We start from the raw sequence: 18,186 nt of genomic DNA on the forward strand, positions 1-18,186 counted from the left end.
ATAGTACAATGTCCTTAAAATGGGGAGGTTTTGGGACAAAAGACCGCAGTGTCCCCTTCGGGAGACACTGCGGGGAAAGAAAAGATTATGCTCCAGCAAAAGTAAAAGCAGGGCATTAGGGAGGGCTTATAATGATAGTACAATGTCCTTAAAATGGGGAGTTTTTTGGACAGAAATTTCCAGCTGCGAGCTATGAGCTGCGAGCCCTTACTTCAATCGGCTTTTCTGTATTTCGCTCGCTGCTCATAGCTCGTGGCTCGCAGCTTTTTTACTATTGAACATTATCTAACCTTATTTGTATGTCCAATCCAAACGTTGTAGCTGTCTTTTTGGCTGTTTCATACCCGGCATCAGCATGACGGATAACGCCCATGCCGGGATCATTACGCAATACACGGCTCAGGCGGGCAGCCGCTGCATCGGTACCATCGGCCACAATGACCATACCGGCATGGATACTATATCCCATGCCTACCCCGCCACCATGATGCAAGCTTACCCAGGAAGCGCCACCGGCTGTATTTACCAGTGCATTCAGCAGCGGCCAGTCGGCCACAGCGTCACTGCCATCCATCATCGCTTCTGTTTCCCGGTTGGGAGAAGCCACTGAACCGGTATCGAGGTGATCACGGCCAATGACAATGGGCGCTTTCACTTTGCCTGTTCGCACCAGTTCATTGAAAGCGAGTCCTGCCTTCTCCCGCTCTCCCTGTCCCAGCCAGCAAATACGTGCCGGCAATCCCTGGAAAGCGATCTTTTCTTTGGCCAGCTTCAGCCAGCGTTGTAAAGAGGTATTGGCCGGGAACATTTCACTGATGACCTGGTCTGTAACGGCAATATCAGCGGGATCACCACTGAGGGCTGCCCAGCGGAACGGGCCTTTGCCTTCACAGAACAGCGGCCGTATGTAAGCCGGTACAAAGCCGGGAAAGTCAAAAGCGTTTTGCAATCCTTTTTCCTGTGCTCTTGCCCGTATGTTGTTGCCATAATCGAAAGTAATGGCGCCCTGCTTTTGTAATTCCAGCATGAGCTGCACATGACGGTACATGGATTCGTAAGCCAGTTCGATGTATTGTTTGGGATTTTGTTCACGCAGCACTTTCGCCTGCTCATAGCTGATGCTATGCGGCCAGTAGCCAATGAGCGGATCATGTGCAGAGGTTTGGTCGGTCAATGTGTCCGGCACTACCTTGCGGGCTATCAATCTTTCCAGCAGCGTTACTGCATTACAGCATACGCCAATGGAAATGACCTCTCCCTGTTGTTTGGCCATGAGGGCGCGGTCAATGGCTTCATCAATATCCGCTACCTGTATATCGAGGTATTTTGTTTCGAGCCTTTTGTCTATGCGCCATTTTTCCACTTCGGCAATGAGGGCCACCCCTTCATTCATGGTGATGGCCAGGGGCTGTGCGCCGCCCATGCCACCGAGTCCGGCCGTTACATTCAGGGTGCCTTTCAGCGTGCCGCCAAAATGCTTGTTGGCGGCTGCAGCATAGGTTTCATAGGTGCCCTGCACAATACCTTGTGAACCGATATAGATCCAGGAGCCGGCCGTCATTTGCCCGTACATCATGAGCCCTTTCTTTTCCAGCTCATCAAAATGTTCCCAGGTGGCCCAGCGGGGCACCAGTTGTGAGTTGGAGATGAGTATGCGGGGTGTATCGGGATGTGTTTTAAGTATACCAACGGGCTTACCGCTTTGTATAAGGAGGGTTTCATCATTTTCCAGATCTTTCAGTCCTTTGATAATGCCGTCGAGCGCTTCGAAATTACGGGCGGCTTTACCACGGCCGCCATATACAATGAGGTCGTCGGGCCGTTCTGCCACGCGCGGGTCGAGGTTATTGAGCAACATGCGTAGGGCCGCTTCCTGTATCCATCCCTTGCAGGTTAATTGTGTACCCGTAGGTGTTTTGTATTTAACGGGATCGTATTGGCGGGTTGCTGTATTGTTCATAAAACAAGTTTTTTCATTAATAATAACGTAGCATCGGGCCGGGAAGACGGGAAGACGGAAAGAGTGACAAAATCAGATACTAAACCCTTCATAGCCTTTATTCAATTCTACACCCGCGAGGGAAGTATAGGTATTCACCGCATCCACAAACGAAAAGTCACTGATGATGTTCCTGATCTTGTTGATGTCTTCGGCAAAGATCCTGTCCTCTTCTGCAAAACCTACAAAACGGCGCACATAATCATGGGCAAATTCCAGGATGGCACTGCTCTTCAGCGGATGCCGGAACTCAATAGCCTGACAGGCGCTTAGCAATTCAATAGCCAATATGAATTCCAGGTTATCCAATACTTTATTGAGCTTCCTGCCACTGATACTGCCCATGCTCACATGGTCTTCCTGTCCGAGCGAGGTAGGGATGCTGTCGGCACTTGCCGGGAAACACAGGGTTTTGTTTTCTGTTACCAGTGCCGCCGTGGTGTATTGCGGGATCATGAATCCGCTATTGAGCCCTACATTCTTCATGAGCAACATAGGCAGTCCCCATTTGCCTTCCAGCAACAGGTAGCAGCGGCGGTCGGCAATGTTGCCGATCTCTGCTGCAGCAAAGCAGGCATAATCCAGGGGCAATGCCAGCGGCTGTCCATGGAAATTGCCGCCGCTGATGGTATCATCGGCCGCCAGGATGATGGGATTATCCGTAACGGCATTCAGTTCTATTTCTGTCAGCTCTTTCAAATGCAGCCAGGCATTGCGCGAAGCGCCATGCACCTGCGGCATACAGCGCAGGCTATAGGGGTCCTGCACACGGCCGCAATCCACATGACTTTGCATGATGGCCGAGTTGTGTAATAAGAGGCGTAAGCGCTGCGCCACCAACTGGGTGCCGGCAAAAGGACGCAACTGGTGCAGCCGCTCATCGAAGGGCGCCTGGGTACCGGTCAACGCTTCAAGACTCATGGCCCCGATGATATCTGCCGCTTCCAGGCAGTAGTGCATACGCTGTACGGCCTTCACCGCAAAGGATAGAATGAACTGGGTGCCGTTGATGAGCGCCAGGCCTTCTTTGGGACCTAACTGGATAGGCAGCAGGTTAAACTGCTGCAGGACCTCCTGCGCCTTGTACCGCGTGCCTTTGTAATACACTTCTCCCAACCCGATCAGCGGCAGGAATAAGTGTGCCAGTGGCGCCAGGTCGCCGGAAGCGCCCACACTCCCCTTTTCCGGCACTACGGGAATGATCTCCTGCTCTATATGCCAGTTGATGCGTTCCAGCGTTTGTAACTGTACACCGGAATAGCCTTTAGCCAGGGCCTGCATTTTGGTAATGAGCATGAGTTTGGCCATCTCCACCGGAATGGGATCGCCCACCCCTACACTGTGGCTTTGCAGTATTTTGTGCTGCAAGGTGCGGGTATCTTCGTCAGATATCCGGGCATTGGCCAGTATGCCGAAGCCGGTGGTAATACCATACACGGTTTTGTTGTCGTCTACGATCTGTTGCACCTGTTGCTGACTGGCCGTGATACGTTGGCGCGCTTCTTTACTCAGGATGCCTTTCAGTTCGCCCCTGGCAATGGCGAGCGCTTTACCAGTTGTCAATACATCAATACCGTATTCAAATATTTTATACATAGTCAATCGTTACAACGTTAAGCGTTCATAATGCGTTCTACCCGGTCGAAGACACTTTGGCTGGCCATGTGTTCCTCCACTTCCGCGATGGCCTTGAGCAATACTTTGCTGTGGCGGCCTTCCTGTACCAGTTCTTCCATCGCCTGCGTCAAAGCAGTCCATACCGGCGCTATCTGCTGTTGCAGCTTTTTTCCTTTGGCCGTGAACTCCACCACTTTCCTGCGGGCATCATCGGCGGCCGTGGTGGTTTTCACCAATCCCTTTTGCTGCAGGGCGCTGATGAGCTGGCTGACCGAGGAATGGGAGATGGCCAGTTCATCGGCAATATCCCTGATAGAGACAGACTCTTTCCGGGAAAGGATGTAGAATACGGGGAACCAGGCTGCATCGAATTTGAGCTTGTGGGCTTCATAGATGCGGTTCACATCACCCAGGAATGTTTCACTGAGCCGCCGCAGGCGGCTGCCAAAGACAAGGAAACCGAGGGATTCGTAGAAGTTCATAAATTGTATAAGTACTTATACAAATATAGGGATTTGGTGGAAATTACGTAGTGGAGCTATGCGAGGCTTGCAGCCTCGCATGGTTATTTCGTTGCTTTCAGCAACACGGTTGCCAAAGGCAACCAAATAAACCTTCGGAGCTGCAAGCTCCGAAGAGCGACCCCAAGCGCGCAAAATTGGTAAAAGAATGGTGAGCTTGTATGCGATTTGTTCGTAATTTCCGCCACGCTAATTCTACCAACTCAAATAGATCAAACTAAGACTGATGAAAACCAACACCGGCGTTTCGCTTGGATTAATGATGTTCCTGGAATATTTTATCTGGGGCTCATGGTATGTAACCATGGGCACGTACATGGGAGAGCATTTACAGTCATCGGGTTTACAGGTAGGCGCCGCCTATAGTGCGCTGGCAATTGCCACGATGATATCGCCCTTTTTTGTGGGACTGGTAGCTGACAGGTTCTTTGCCGCACAACGTATCATGGGCGTGTTGCATCTCCTCGGTGCAGCGCTGCTCTTCCTGGCTACCAAGGTTACCGGCAACAGCCCCTTTTACTGGGTAATACTGTTCTATTCGCTGCTGTATATGCCTACTATTGCCCTATCCAATAATATTGCTTTTTCCCAGATGACTGATCCCGGCAAACAGTTTCCCTGGATCCGCGTTTTCGGCACCATTGGCTGGATTGTGGCTGGTATTATCATCGGCCAGTTGGGCATCGAAAAAACAAACACTACGTTTATGATTGCAGCCGCTGCTTCGGCTGCATTGGGTTTATTTAGTTTTGCCTTACCCAATACACCGCCCAAAGCCAGCGCCAACGCTACCGTAGCCCAAACACTGGGCAAGGATGCTTTTGTACTGTTCAAAAGTAAATCCTACCTGATCTTCTTTATTGCCGCCATCCTGGTGTGTATACCACTTTCTTTCTATTATGGTTTTGCCAATCCTTTCCTGAATGAAATGGGCCTGGACAAACCCGCCAGTAAGATGATATTGGGGCAGGTATCTGAAGCGGTATTTATCCTGGCCATCCCCTTCCTGTTTAATAGCATTGGCGTAAAGAAGATGCTGCTGCTGGGCATGAGCGCCTGGATATTACGCTATGTGGCCTTCGCCTACGGTGATGCCGGCAGCAATACCTGGATGCTGTATGCCGGTATCATTTTACACGGTATCTGCTACGATTTCTTCTTTGTAACCGGTTATATGTACACCGAAAAGAAAGCCGGCGAAAAGATCAAGAATGCTGCCCAGGGCCTGTTCACTTTTGCTACTTATGGACTGGGTATGTTTATCGGTACCTGGTTCTCCGGCTTCATAGTAGACAACTACACTATTGCTGGTGATCCGGTGACCCACAACTGGAAGAGCATCTGGTTTGTTCCGGCCGGTATTGCCATAGTTGTGTTATTGTATTTCATCCTGTTCTTCCGCGAGAAGAAGGACATAACCCAGGCCGCTTAACACCACGACGGCAACCATCAAACAATCAACTAAAAACCATAAATATATTTTTATGCAACGCATTGCGATGTTAGGTTCCGGATTTATCGGCCGCTTTTATGCCGATTCCATTCAAGGCTATAGAAGCAAGGATAAGATCGTGAGCATTTATTCCCGCCGCGAGGAAAGCGCCAAAAAGTTTGCCGCCGATTATAAGGTGCCGCACTGGACTACCGATATGGAAGCCGCCATTGCCCACCCCGAAGTAGATATGGTGTGCATTTCCCTGCCCAATAACCTGCATGAGGCAGCCGTACTGCTTTGCTGCAAGCACAAGAAAGCGGTGATCACTACCAAACCACTGGGCCGCAATGGCGAAGAAGCCAAACGCATGTTGGAGGCTGTAGAGAAAGCCGGTATTTTCAACGGTTACCTGGAAGATCTTGTTTATACGCCCAAGTTCATCAAGGCTTTGGAGAGCGTTAAGAATGGCGCACTGGGCCGCATCCTCTGGGCCAAATCACGCGAAACGCACCCCGGCCCCCACAGTGAATGGTTCTGGGATATAGAACAGGCCGGAGGCGGTTGTATCCTCGACCTCGGCTGCCATTGCGTGGAGATCACCCGCAGCTATATAGGCAAAGACATTAAACCCGTAGAAGTGATGTGCTGGGCCGACACCCAGGTAAAACCCATTGATGCGGAAGACCATGCCATCGGACTGGTAAAGTATGAGAATGGCGCCATCGGCCAGTTTGAAGTAAGCTGGACTTTCCGTGGCGGTCTCGACCTGCGCGATGAAGTGATGGGATCAGAAGGCACGATCTGGATAAACAGCTTCCTGCGTACCGGATTTGATATGTTCACCACCGGTAAAGGGGCCGACTATGTGGCCGAAAAAGCAGAAAGCAATACCGGCTGGCTGTTCCCGGTAGGCGATGAACTGAATGAGCTGGGTTATAACCATATGTTCATGGATATGTTCAATGCCATAGAAGCAGGAACTGCACCCAAAGAATCTTTTTATGACGGCTATGTAGTGAACTGTATCCTTGATGCGGCCTACCGTTCGGCCAAGAGCAAACAATGGGAACCCGTAAAGCTCGACATCTGGCGCGGACGTACCGGCGTATCCAAGGACAGTCACCTCACGGAGTACGACGCCGACCATTACCTGGTGAAAGAAGAAATGACCCACTATGGCGCCAAGAAGGTGATCATTAAAAATAAGAAGACGGGCAAGATCAGTGAGAAGGTACTTGAGTAGCTGTTACTTTATGCCGCAGAGTCCCCTACGGGAGACTCTGCGGGGGATTAGTTGGAGTAAATTTATTAGTTTAGAGGTGGTGTCTTTTATAAAGCACCACCTTTATTATTAAACCGATTGTCCATGCCTGCCGCTAACCAAACCTTCCGATGGAATTTCATTGTTGTGCTACTTCTCATCATTTCGTGCAACACTCCTTCCGAAAAGCGCACTGGCTGGCCTGTATACGGCGGCAGCAAAGAAGCCATCCACTATTCTTCCTTAACAATCATTGACACCAACAATGTAACACAACTGCAACCCGCCTGGACTTATCGTACCGGTGATGCGGATACGGTACACCACTCACAGATACAATGTAATCCTATTGTAGTGAATGGTATTTTATACGGTACCTCTCCCACCCTGAAACTATTCGCCGTGGATGCCGCTACCGGAGCGCGCCGCTGGACTTTTGACCCCGCAGACTCCACCCTACAAAACAGTGTCATGCAGTTTATACTCAATAATAACCGTGGCGTCACGTATTGGTCGAAGGGCAATGACCAGCGCATCCTATATACAGCCGGCTCCTTCCTGTATGCTGTCAATGCCCTCACCGGCAAACTGATTGACTCCTTTGGCCATCAGGGAAGAGTAGACCTGCACGATGGCCTGGGCAGGAATGTGAAAGACCTGTTTGTCACCGCTACTTCACCAGGCATTGTTTATAAAAACCTGTATATACTGGGTTCACGGGTAGATGAAGGCGCTGCGGCTGCACCGGGACATATACGGGCTTATGATGTGCGTACCGGAAAACTGCAATGGATCTTTCATACGATCCCGCAGCCCGGCGAGTTTGGTTATGATACCTGGGAAGACCCTATTGCGTATAAACATATTGGCGGCGCCAATAGCTGGGGCGGTTTCTCACTGGATGAAAAAAGAGGTATCCTGTTTGCCCCTACCGGCTCTGCTTCTTTTGATTTTTATGGTGGCAGACGCCGGGGTGCTAACCTGTTTGCCAACTGCCTGCTGGCCCTGGATGCCGCCACCGGCACCCGCAAGTGGCATTTCCAGTTTGTGCACCATGATGTATGGGACCGTGATGTACCGGCCCCACCGGCACTGGTAACGGTCAACAAAGATGGAGTGAAAATTGACGCCGTAGCACAGGCCACGAAGCAGGGCATGATCTATGTGTTCGACCGGGAAACCGGCAGGCCCCTATATCCCATAGAAGAAAAAGCCATTGATACGAACACCACGCTGGTGCAGGAGAAGATATGGCCTACGCAACCCATTGTATCCACACCCAAACCTTTCGTACGGCAACGCTTCACCGCCGATGAATTGAACCCGTATTTGCCGGACAGTTCTATAGCCAGGCTGAAAAAGGAATTCTCGGGCTACCGCTATGGAGAAATGTATATGCCGCCCGGCAAACAAACGATGGTGCTGCTGCCAGGACTGGATGGCGGAGCAGAATGGGGCGGCCCTTCTTATGATCCGGAAACAGGCTACCTGTATTTGAATGCGAATGAAATGGCCTGGCTGCTCACAATACGGGATAATAAACCGGCCACTACACAGCGGGAGAACTACGGACAGGCCGGCAGGCGCCTGTATGAAACGCATTGCATGAGCTGCCATGGCGCCGACCGCAAGGGATCGGGCAATAATCCTTCCCTGCTGGATGCAGCATCCCGGTACAAAGAGCCCGATCTTCTTTCCCTCATCAATACCGGCCGGCGCATGATGCCTGCCTTTAATCAATTGGCAGAAGAAGAAAAAGAAGCGATCGTTTCTTTCATTGTGGAAGCGAAGGAACGGAAAAAGAAAGCATTCATGATGAAGGCAAAGTCTGTAGACAGTTTCCTCAACCTACCCTATGGTGTTACCGGCTATTATAAGTTCCTGAGCCCTGAAGGGTATCCCGCCATCAGGCCACCCTGGGGCACTTTAACCGCCATTAACCTGCATACGGGTGAACACGTATGGAAAACCACGCTGGGCGAATATCCTGAACTGAAAGCGAAAGGCGTACCTCCTACCGGCACCGAGAATTACGGCAGCTCAGTAGTCACCGCCGGCGGCTTGTTGTTTATCGCAGCCGCCCGTGATGGCAAACTGCGGGCATTCAATAAATATACTGGCAAACTATTATGGGAATATACCTTGCCTGCCCCGGGCTTTGCCACACCGGCTGTATATGAGGCAGGCGGACGGCAGTTTATCGTGATCGCCTGCGGCGGTGGTAAGTTGGGTACACCATCCGGTGATACGTATATAGCTTTTGCATTGCCAGCAATGAAATAAAAAATCCCGGCATCTGGTGTTGCCGGGACATGACGGACCATTAATCATAAACTATCTTATGGCTTGGAGCCTGCAGGCTTCGGCGCTGTTGTAGCCGGTGTTGTTCCTGCCGGTGCAGCCGGTTTAGTAAGGCTGATATTCAGTTTCTTCGCTACCAGTGGCAGCACATCATCGCCCGGAGGAAACGCGATCAGTTGCTCTTTGGAAAGAATATAAGTATAACCATTTTCTTTAGCTACGGTTTGCGTAGTGGTCACCGCTTTCTCCTGGATAGGGGCCAGCAACTCCTGCTCTCTTCTTTGTATCATTTGAGGCCCTTCCTGGTTAGTGAAGTTCACCGATTTCAGGTAAGCTTCATTCAGTTGCTTGCGCTTCACCTGTTTTTGAGCAGAAGTCCATTTGGCAGAGTCGGCCACAAAAATACTGTCCAGCCTTTGATAGGCTTCCTGGTATTCATTGGCTTGTTGCTGTATTGCTTTTTGATAGTCGGCCATATCCTCATTGGCTTTCTTGAATTCGGGCATGGCTACAATCAGTTCCTGCAGGCTGATATAGCCCACCTTCACCTGCGCATTCACCTTACCTGTAGTCAACAGCAGGGCCAGCGCAACAATTACGAAAGAAAAATGCTTTTGCATGAGAGTTGTTTGTTAGTTGTTTTATGTAAGTCATTAAAAACAGGTAATTCGCTGCCTGAAAACAGGGCAGTTTTCTTCCTGATACAATTTCAGCCTATTTCAATTGCATATCTTTTATAATACCATCAATGCGGGCATTGAGCTCAGTATGCACTTTATCAAAGTTGGCGGCATTGTCCAGCTTCGTATTGACACTGAAGTAGAACTTGATCTTGGGCTCTGTGCCACTGGGACGGGCTGAGATCTTACTGCCATCGGCCAGGATGAATTGCAACACATTCGATTTGGGCAATTTGATCTCCCACTCCTCTCCTGTTTGCAGGTTCTTCCCTTGGCGCAATTCATAATCCAGCAGCTTCACCACCGGAGAACCATTGATGGTTTGAGGCGGATTGCTGCGATAGGTTTCCATCATATCGGCAATCTCCTTCTGGCCATTCATGCCTTTTTTGGTAATGGAGATCAGGTGCTCTTTAAAGAAGCCATATTGCACGTACAGATCAATCAGCTTATCATATAGTGTGCGGCCTTTGTCTTTTTCATAAGCCGCCATCTCACAGAGGAAGGCTACGGCAGATACCGCATCCTTATCGCGCAACTGGGAACCGATCATTAATCCATAGCTTTCTTCACCGCCGATCACATAGTTCTCAGCCGCTTCTTTTTCCTTGATGAGCTCGGCAATCCATTTAAAGCCGGTGAGTACATTGTAACACTTGATGTTATTCTTAGCGGCAATATTGTCAATCATATCGGTGGTAACAATTGTTTTCACCACCATATCATTGGCCTGCGCAATGCCTTTTGCTTTGCGTGCTTCAATGAGGTAGTTGAAGGCCAGTACGGCGGTTTGGTTACCATTCATCAGCACCCAGTTGCCCTGCTTGTCCTTAATGGCAATACCTACACGGTCGGCATCGGGATCAGTACCCAGCAGGATATCGGCATCCAGCTCTTTGGCTTTCTTCAGACCAATGCTCATGGCTTCACTCTCTTCGGGATTGGGATATACTACCGTGGGGAAGTTCCCATCGGGCACTGCCTGTTCCTGTACGATGGTGACATTGGTAAATCCAAAACGCTTCAATACTTCGGGCACCAGGGTAATACCGGTGCCGTGTATGGGCGTGTACACGATCTTCAGGTCATGCTGCCGGGCAATCACTTCCGGATATACGCTCAGGCTTTTTACCATGTTGATGTAGGCCTCATCCAATTCTTTTCCAATGAGGGAGATGTTGGCTTTGCCGCCTTCCCATTGTACATCATCCACCGAAGCGATCTTTTCCACTTCAAGGATCACATTTTTATCATGGGGCGGCACCAATTGTCCGCCATCGCTCCAATAGGCTTTATAACCATTGTATTCTTTGGGATTGTGGGAAGCAGTACATACTACCCCGCCCTGGCATCCGAGGTGACGGATGGCAAAAGACAATTCAGGTGTAGGACGCAGCGCTTCAAAGAGGAATACTTTAATACCATTGGCGCCCATCACATTGGCTACGATCTCTGCAAAGAAGCGGCTGTTGTTGCGGCTATCATGTGCAATGGCGATGCGTATAACACCACCGGGATATGTTTTTTTGAGGTAATTGGCAAAACCTTGTGTGGCCATGCCCACCGTATATTTATTCATACGGTTGGTGCCTATGCCCATGATACCGCGCAAACCGCCGGTACCAAATTCAAGGCTCCGGTAAAAGCTTTCTGTCAGCTCATTGGGATTTTCCGCCTGTAACTTTTTGATCTCCTCTTTGGTGGCCTGATCGAAATTGCCGGTCAGCCAGGCGCTCACTTTGTCCTGTATTGCTACATCCATAATAACTCTTTTTTATGTTGTGGGGGACTAATATCGTTACAATTGGTAAGATTACAAAACAGGGCCGTATTTTTATTGTAAATTAGCCGCCAATAAGTTATCATTAATTTTGACAGTGCTTTCCCGCAAAATACCCATACTTAAAATACGAGCTGTCCTGATTGGTTTACTGATCACAGGAACGTTGGCGGCGCAAGAACCCTCTCTACCTCAAAAGACTCCTAATACTCCCCCACCTACTATTCCGTGGGAAGATACTACCACCAAAAGTATTGACGCTAACCTGGGGCCGATGCACCCTCCGCCTGTACAACATCCCAATAGAAAGTGGCTGGTAGCAGGCGCCCACGCAGCCCTCTGGGGCGGTTCTTATATAGCCCTGAACAAAGCCTGGTATGCTGATTATCCGAAAGAATCATTTCACTTCTTCAATGATAACCGGGAATGGAGTCAGATGGATAAAGCCGGCCATGTGTGGACAGCTTACCAGATGAGCCGGTTCTCGGGCGCCCTGTGGCAATGGGCAGGTCTGAACCCTAAAAAAAGCGCCTGGCTGGGCGGCATCAGCGGGGTGGCCTACCAAAGCATTATTGAGATACAGGATGGATTTTCCAGTGAATGGGGCTTTAGCTGGGGCGATATGGCAGCTAATGTAACCGGCTCTGCCCTCTATGTAGCCCAGGAGCTGTTATGGCAGGAACAACGGCTGCAGGTAAAGATGAGTTATTGGCCCTATGATTATAACAGCCCTGAACTCACTGCCCGCCGGAACCAGCTTTTTGGGAAAAGTATCCCGGAAAGGATGCTGAAAGATTATAATTCACAAACCTACTGGCTCAGCGCCAATCTCCATTCTTTTATGCCCGACAGCAGGCTACCCAAATGGCTCAACCTGGCCGTGGGGTATGCAGCCAAAGGTATGCTGGGCGGATACGACAACAAGTGGGTAGACAAAGCCGGCATAGTCCATAACAGGAATGATATAGCCCGTTGCAGGCATTTTTACCTGAGCCCCGATATAGACCTCACCAAAATAAGAACGAAGAGTAAATTCCTGCGCTCTGCCTTTTTTGTGCTTAATATGATCAAGATACCTGCCCCTGCGTTGGAGCTTAGTTCGAATGGGAAGTTCCGGGGACATTTAATTCACTTCTGACAGTATTAATCTACAATCAAAAGCTGGCAACCTGTTTGGGTAGAAGAACGGTGTGGCTCGCTATTATCGCCCACAAGATAGGTCATGCCTGCAGTGAGTTTGAAATGGCGGCCATCTTCCAGTTCTGTATCCATTTCTCCTTCCAGGCAATGGAGCACATGGCCTTTACTGCACCAGTGATCGGCTATATACCCGGCAGAATAAGCAACCCTGCGTACACGGATGTTACCCATAAACAGCACCTGCCGCACCACCGTACCTTGTTCACCAGGCAGCTCTTCGCGGGGAATAGCAGTCCAGTCAATGGTTTGGAAGTTGAACGGGGGTATCTCCATTACGGTTGTTTTACGCTTTCAGTTCTTCTGCCCATTTATCTCTGTCATCCGGACTGAATTTCCAGGGGGCAAAGTTGTTTTCGATATTGCCAAACATGCCATTCCATTCCTGGGGCGCATTGCTTTCTTCCATGATAAGGGAGCGGCGCAGTTCGAGGATGATTTCCAGTGGACTAATGCTGACAGGACATTCTTCCACACAGGCATTGCAGGTGGTGCAGGCCCTTAATTCTTCCGTGGTGATATAGTTGTGTAATAACGTTTTGCCGTCGTCTTTAAATTCCCCGTTGGTATTGATGTTCTGTCCTACTTCTTCCAGCCGGTCGCGGGTATCCATCATGATCTTACGGGGTGAAAGGGCTTTACCGGTCTGGGTGGCTGGGCAAGCACTGCTGCAGCGGCCGCATTCGGTACAGCTATAGGCATCCATCAGGTTGCGCCAGCTAAGGTCCATCACATCTTTAGCGCCGAATTTTTCAGGTGGTGTAGCGTTGGTAGGCGCCAGTTCAGGCTGCATGGCGTACAATACTTCATGCTGTATCTCCGGCATATTGCGCATCAGTCCCTTGGGTTCCAGACGGGTATAATAGGCATTGGGAAATGCCAGTAAGATGTGCAGGTGCTTGGAGTATGGCAGGTAATTCAGGAAAGCAAAGATGCCGAGGATGTGCAGCCACCAGCAGGCACGCTCTACTGCCACCAGTGCTTCATTGCTAAGCCCGTTCAGGAGAGGATGCAGCCATTGTGAAAAGGCAAAATTGCCGGTGATATGCTCTGCATAGTGCCCATAACCGCGGGATTGTAATAAGGTATCTGACGCATTGAGGGTAAGGAAGAGCGTCATGAGGATGATCTCGGTAATGAGGATGTAATTGGCATCACTCCGGGGCCATCCATCCAGGTCCTTACTGATGAAGCGTTTTAATTTAAGGATATTCCTGCGGGCCAGGAAAGCTACGCACACAGCAATCACTCCTATTGCCAGGAACTCAAAGGCATTAATGAGGAAGGTATAAAAACCTCCCAGCCAGCCGGCAAACAGGCGGTGTGTGCCAATGACGCCATCAATGAATATTTCCCCTACTTCGATATTGATAATGATAAAGCCTGCATAGATGATAAAGTGCATGAACGCCACCAGCGGCCTGCGGAACATTTTCTTTTGCCCTAAAGCCAGCAGGAATACGTTTCTCCACCGATCGGACGGATGGTCATTATAGGGCTCGTCTTTGCCCAATAGAATGTTCCTACGGATCTGAATGGCCTTACGGGAAAACAACCAAACGGCCACAACGGCCGCAATAACAAACAATATCTGCTGCAGGTATGACATGCCTTATAGATTGGACAGCGCGAAGATAAGCAAGGTTTCAGGATTTGCAGGTCTATAACCCGGATATTCCCCTATAAGTAGTTCACAGGCAACTCACAATGGTGCTTTTATGCGGGTTTCTACAAGAAACTTTCATGCCGCGGGATGGTACGGCCTGGGTAACTGCAAAATTGCTATTCCGTCGCAATTTGTATTTTAGCGTCCTGAAACTTTAAATGAATGGCAAAGAACTATATCCTGGATGCAGATACAGCCAACAGGAAGATGCAACGGATGGCGTATGAGATTGTAGAGAATAACCTGGAAGAGCGCCAGCTTATCCTGGCTGGTATCCGGGAGAGCGGCAGCGTGATAGCCCGCAACATACAGCAATTGTTGAAGCAGATCAGCGACCTCCCCACAGAGCTGATCACGATCGCGCTGGACAAAAAGAAACCTGCAGAAGTTATCGTAAGTCCTTCCCTCGATTTTAACGATAAAGTGGTGATCATTATTGATGATGTGGCCAATAGCGGCAAAACACTGCTCTATGCCATGAAGCCCCTCCTGGCCTTTCATCCGCGGAAGATCCAGACACTGGCGCTGGTAGAACGCACCCACAAAGCCTTCCCGGTAAGTACTGATTATGTGGGTCTCTCTGTAGCTACCACTTTACAGGAACATATTTTTGTAGAAACGGAAGGAGAACAAGTGAAAGGCGCTTATATGGAGTAGAAATGTCAGGCTGAGCCTGTCGAAGCCGTCTTAAGCACCCTTCGACAAGCTCAGGGCAACAATAATTATCTACAGCTTCTCCGCCGGGTCTTTATGCCGCCACATACGCCAGCCTTGGATAATAGCGGTAATGGCGAAGATGCCACCAATGATCCAGTTCACCACATTTTCGTTGGCATTCAACCGGTCTAGCATCAGGTGACCGCCATAGATGAAGATACAATTACCGATGAAGGTGCCGGTACCTATGCCCAATATATACATATTGTAATGATCACTCTGAGGCAGTAAGACTTTTTTGGTAAATAATACCGTACTCCATCCAAACCAGAAAGGTATCTGCATGGGGTTGACCGCGCTCATGGTGATGCCCAGGAAAAAACGGTGCATGGTGCTGCTGAGGATCACGTTCTTTCCGGAACCAGACGGATGAGCTGCCGCTACAAATGTGGTAATGGCCAGGGCAGTAATGATGAGCAGGGTAAGCCATTCCAGCCAGCGGAACAGCCTCTTTTGTTTGCGCACCCAATCCATGGCCACCAGTGATAGCCGTACATATACCATCTCTACCAGCAAAGCACCCAGGGCAAAATAGAGGGCGGGCCGTATGCCATCCGTGACCGAGATCTGCATAGCAGCCACATTCAGGGTACCCAGGGGTAAGGTCCCTAAAAAACTAATAAAAAGACCCGTACAAAGTATGCGTAACAGTTTCATGTTGTCGTAATCATTCAGTCATCGCCGCCAGCTTCTGCGACCATTCCTTGTCCTCCCGGAACATCTGCACGCCCTCTTTCCAGGTAAGGTACCGGTGCCCCCGCCGGTGGTTCATCCGGCTGATGCGTCCCAGAATAAACCAATGCCGCACGATCTCCTTCCACGCAAAAAAGATAGAATGCCGGGGATCATAGATATGGGTAGGCTCTGCACCGGCGCCATTCACTTCAATGATGGCAAAGTTGCGGGCCTGCTTTAACTCTTCCAGCGTATTGTAGCGCACATCCAGCCGGCCATAATAAAACTCCGGTATCTGTTTGCAAATGGTATCTATCGTAGCCTGCAGTTCCGCATCCACCAGGTGTGAATGGTCCAGGAACAGCGAGCCCCGGGAATGATTACCATACGGCGACACGATCCGCTTCTCCCCTGCCGGCAGCACTTCCTGCAAGCCTTCACCATGCATATTTTCCAGGCTGGCCATGTACATCAATGCCCGTTTATCCTGCTCCAGCAATTGCCGGATGGTATGCCGGCCATTGCCGGTTACCGATAAGAATTCCTTTTTTACGATACCTGAAATAACGCCACTGGCTTCACCGGGATACCGGTAATAGAAAATACCCACTTCATTTTTCCAGGGCACATATTCCTGGATATGGAAGTCCAGGCAGGCCTGCGCTGCATACGCTTTTACATCGGCCTCCTCTTTCAGCACCTTTACCCCACGGCCACGGCCACCTACATTGGGCTTGCCGATGAGTGGGAACGACAGCCCTTTACGTTGCAACTCTTTCCATACAATGTCCCCATTGGCAGGCAGGTCGAAAAAGGCTGTTTTAGGGTGGTATTGTTCCGGTATCAGGGCCACCAGGTCCTGTTTGGATTCATTGAGAAAACCGCCATTTTTAATGCGCGGATTGGCAGCAGCAAAGAAGAAGAAGGAACGGGCGCGCAGGCAAATCAATATCCAGCATGGATAGATCCACAGGTAAACGGCTGTAAAACTCCAGTATTCCCAGTTCAATAATCGAATGAAAAAAGGTCTGTGCAGGATGCTGCGTAAAACATTCATTATCGGCCTACCATTGATTTTTCAATTGCTAATTCCTGCGCAAAAGTCTGATTATTTTTTAAATCAAGGTAATGAATGTCTATAGCGTGGCCGGTAATAGCCAGGGAAGTAACGCTTACCGTGAATACTTTTCCATCGCGGTTCATCATAAGATCGTTGTGTTCATCACCATCACCGGTAAACTGGTGGAAATGCAGGATCTCTTCCTGCAGAGGGATCTCCTGTTCCCGCAGCCAGCTTTCAAACCAGCGGCGGCGCTTATTGATCACCTCCTCATTGTATAAAGTAACGGAGCTCCATATATGCGGTACGGTGGCATCCAGGTCCTTTTCGTATTTCTGTATTCCATCCCAGCGGCATTCATACAGGCGCCCGTCTTCCCAGATCACCGCCGTAAAAGGCTCTATATTGTCCAGTGACAGGGATAGGAAACAATGATAGGGCATAGCGCTGTTGATCAGGTCCAGCAGAATGAGTCCCCTGCTTTTGCGGTAAGGAGGTTGCGGCGTATGGCATATCCAGCCGCCATTGAGGAATACGATGGCATTGCCATTTTCATGGGCGGCTATCCAGGTACCACCGGCATCGGCATCTTTGGGAAATAATATTTTGCCCGAAGAACAATCATACACGGCGGGGGCCAGTGCGGGCGAGCGCCAATGTTTTTCATCCCGGTTAGAGGTAAGATATACCTTGTCTGCAGCCGGAATAAAGGTTACTGTGCACATTGCTGCTTTTTATACTTAACCGTAGAAGAAGCTACGCCGAAATTCTCCGGCAGGGTAATGGTCGTGACCTCGGTGAGCCCTACGCGGATGAGCGCCATATGATGGATGGTATGCTCCAGGTTGTAGGCTACCTCCCGGAAATAGTTGGTGTCAATAGTAATAGGTTCGGTAGAATGATCGTCATACGTGGCCTCCAGGATGAGTTCTTTGTTGGACCTGCCCAGTCCATTGTGAATCTCCAACAACAGGCGACTGGCCAGCGCTTTATCGGTTTCGATATCCAGGTCACGTTTTCTTTTTTCATAATTCACCACGCCATGCTCATACCCTTTCTCAAGACACTGGAACAATTCGATCACATGACGCACGTGCTGTCCAATGGTATTATTGAACAACGTTTTACATGGCTGAATATATTCTTGCTGAGAAATCTGTTCTAAAGACTCAGCAAGCTGTACAAATACTGTATTGACAGCTTGTTGTAATTGCATCGGTCGGTTCTGTTTAATTGCAAAATAGGATTATTTCAGCGTACCGTCAACGTTCTAACTG

General features: G+C 49.7%; 16 protein-coding genes. 5 read left to right on the forward strand and 11 right to left on the reverse strand.

Annotated elements, in window-relative coordinates; all coding sequences use genetic code 11:
• Window positions 1-271 precede the first annotated feature (271 nt).
• From hutU to HB364_RS22850, 3 genes are all read right to left on the reverse strand, one after another.
• Window positions 272-1,960, reverse strand: a complete 1,689-nt coding sequence (hutU, locus tag HB364_RS22840) for a urocanate hydratase (protein ID WP_167290653.1) — start codon at window positions 1,958-1,960, stop codon at window positions 272-274.
• 72 nt (window positions 1,961-2,032) lie between these two features.
• Window positions 2,033-3,595, reverse strand: a complete 1,563-nt coding sequence (gene hutH, locus HB364_RS22845; RefSeq protein WP_167290654.1) for a histidine ammonia-lyase — start codon at window positions 3,593-3,595, stop codon at window positions 2,033-2,035.
• A gap of 17 nt (window positions 3,596-3,612) precedes the next feature.
• Window positions 3,613-4,098 (reverse strand): MarR family winged helix-turn-helix transcriptional regulator, encoded by a 486-nt coding sequence (locus tag HB364_RS22850; RefSeq protein WP_167290655.1) that lies wholly within the window; start codon window positions 4,096-4,098, stop codon window positions 3,613-3,615.
• A 265-nt stretch (window positions 4,099-4,363) separates the two neighbouring features.
• On the opposite strand from HB364_RS22850, the gene HB364_RS22855 reads away from it, so the two are divergent.
• From HB364_RS22855 to HB364_RS22865, 3 genes are all read left to right on the forward strand, one after another.
• Window positions 4,364-5,569 carry a nucleoside permease gene (locus HB364_RS22855; protein ID WP_167290656.1) on the forward strand — a complete coding sequence of 402 codons (1,206 nt, stop codon included), beginning with the start codon at window positions 4,364-4,366 and terminating at the stop codon, window positions 5,567-5,569.
• Between the two features lie 52 nt (window positions 5,570-5,621).
• A complete protein-coding gene (locus HB364_RS22860) occupies window positions 5,622-6,815 on the forward strand; it encodes a Gfo/Idh/MocA family protein (protein WP_167290657.1) in 1,194 nt (397 codons plus the stop codon).
• A 123-nt stretch (window positions 6,816-6,938) separates the two neighbouring features.
• Entirely contained in the window at window positions 6,939-9,116 is a 2,178-nt protein-coding gene (locus HB364_RS22865) for an outer membrane protein assembly factor BamB family protein (RefSeq protein WP_167290658.1), read from the forward strand.
• A 56-nt stretch (window positions 9,117-9,172) separates the two neighbouring features.
• Here the strand turns inward: HB364_RS22865 and HB364_RS22870 are convergent, their stop codons facing one another.
• A complete protein-coding gene (locus HB364_RS22870) occupies window positions 9,173-9,754 on the reverse strand; it encodes an OmpH family outer membrane protein (RefSeq protein WP_167290659.1) in 582 nt (193 codons plus the stop codon).
• A 94-nt stretch (window positions 9,755-9,848) separates the two neighbouring features.
• Window positions 9,849-11,576, reverse strand: coding sequence for a phospho-sugar mutase (locus HB364_RS22875; protein WP_167290660.1), 1,728 nt, complete (start codon window positions 11,574-11,576; stop codon window positions 9,849-9,851).
• 292 nt (window positions 11,577-11,868) lie between these two features.
• Between HB364_RS22875 and HB364_RS22880 the strand changes: the two genes are divergently transcribed.
• Complete coding sequence (locus tag HB364_RS22880) at window positions 11,869-12,732, forward strand: DUF2279 domain-containing protein (protein WP_167290661.1); 864 nt, start codon at window positions 11,869-11,871, stop codon at window positions 12,730-12,732.
• A 5-nt stretch (window positions 12,733-12,737) separates the two neighbouring features.
• On the opposite strand, the gene HB364_RS22885 is transcribed toward HB364_RS22880, so the two are convergent.
• Both HB364_RS22885 and HB364_RS22890 read right to left on the reverse strand, forming a co-directional pair.
• Complete coding sequence (locus HB364_RS22885) at window positions 12,738-13,067, reverse strand: DHCW motif cupin fold protein (RefSeq protein WP_167290662.1); 330 nt, start codon at window positions 13,065-13,067, stop codon at window positions 12,738-12,740.
• Window positions 13,068-13,077: 10 nt separating this feature from the next.
• Entirely contained in the window at window positions 13,078-14,400 is a 1,323-nt protein-coding gene (locus HB364_RS22890; protein WP_167290663.1) for a (Fe-S)-binding protein, read from the reverse strand.
• A 219-nt stretch (window positions 14,401-14,619) separates the two neighbouring features.
• On the opposite strand from HB364_RS22890, the gene HB364_RS22895 reads away from it, so the two are divergent.
• Window positions 14,620-15,114 (forward strand): phosphoribosyltransferase family protein, encoded by a 495-nt coding sequence (locus HB364_RS22895; RefSeq protein WP_167290664.1) that lies wholly within the window; start codon window positions 14,620-14,622, stop codon window positions 15,112-15,114.
• Window positions 15,115-15,183: 69 nt separating this feature from the next.
• Here the strand turns inward: HB364_RS22895 and HB364_RS22900 are convergent, their stop codons facing one another.
• Genes HB364_RS22900 through HB364_RS22915 form a run of 4 tightly spaced genes read right to left on the reverse strand, consistent with a single transcriptional unit; the run spans window position 15,184 to window position 18,125 of the window.
• Window positions 15,184-15,831 carry a LysE family translocator gene (locus HB364_RS22900; RefSeq protein ID WP_167290665.1) on the reverse strand — a complete coding sequence of 216 codons (648 nt, stop codon included), beginning with the start codon at window positions 15,829-15,831 and terminating at the stop codon, window positions 15,184-15,186.
• Between the two features lie 10 nt (window positions 15,832-15,841).
• Window positions 15,842-16,906, reverse strand: a complete 1,065-nt coding sequence (locus HB364_RS22905; RefSeq protein WP_167290666.1) for a D-alanine--D-alanine ligase — start codon at window positions 16,904-16,906, stop codon at window positions 15,842-15,844.
• Window positions 16,906-17,634 carry an NRDE family protein gene (locus HB364_RS22910; protein WP_167290667.1) on the reverse strand — a complete coding sequence of 243 codons (729 nt, stop codon included), beginning with the start codon at window positions 17,632-17,634 and terminating at the stop codon, window positions 16,906-16,908. Before HB364_RS22910 ends, HB364_RS22905 begins: the two co-directional genes overlap by 1 nt.
• Window positions 17,622-18,125 (reverse strand): DinB family protein, encoded by a 504-nt coding sequence (locus HB364_RS22915; RefSeq protein ID WP_167290668.1) that lies wholly within the window; start codon window positions 18,123-18,125, stop codon window positions 17,622-17,624. Before HB364_RS22915 ends, HB364_RS22910 begins: the two co-directional genes overlap by 13 nt.
• Between the last annotated feature and the right edge of the window lie 61 nt (window positions 18,126-18,186).

Origin of the sequence: Paraflavitalea devenefica, from assembly GCF_011759375.1 — a bacterium.
Lineage (GTDB): Bacteria > Bacteroidota > Bacteroidia > Chitinophagales > Chitinophagaceae > Paraflavitalea > Paraflavitalea devenefica.